This window comes from Streptomyces sp. SID3343 (genome assembly GCF_009865215.1).
In the GTDB taxonomy this organism is placed as follows: domain Bacteria; phylum Actinomycetota; class Actinomycetes; order Streptomycetales; family Streptomycetaceae; genus Embleya.
This window is the reverse complement of sequence record NZ_WWJX01001370.1, coordinates 1-251: the sequence shown is the minus strand read 5'-3', so window position 1 is coordinate 251 and position 251 is coordinate 1. Positions and strand designations below refer to the sequence as shown.

Below are 251 nucleotides of genomic sequence, written 5' to 3'. Positions count from 1 at the left end.
GGCTGCCTCCGCCGGCGAGCCGGCCAGCAGGGCGGGCAAAGCCCGGTGGGAGTCGGGGTGTTCGTCCATGTCGATCACGGCGAAGCGGCCCGGGTTCTCCCGCAGGGCCGAGCGCACCAGTCCCCACACCGGCGCGTGCGACGGTACGGACGCGGCCTCGCCGGATCGGGCGCCGTCGCCGGGGCCGGCGCCGTCCGCGCGGCGGTCCTCGTCGGCGCACGCCACGGCGTCGGATGTCACCAGGACCAGAC

Annotated in this window: 1 protein-coding gene; it reads right to left on the bottom strand. The window is 77.3% G+C overall.

Annotated features, from left to right (window positions below):
- Positions 1-251, bottom strand: a 251-nt coding sequence (locus GT354_RS43235) for a hypothetical protein (protein WP_161362452.1), incomplete at both ends; no start/stop codon positions are given.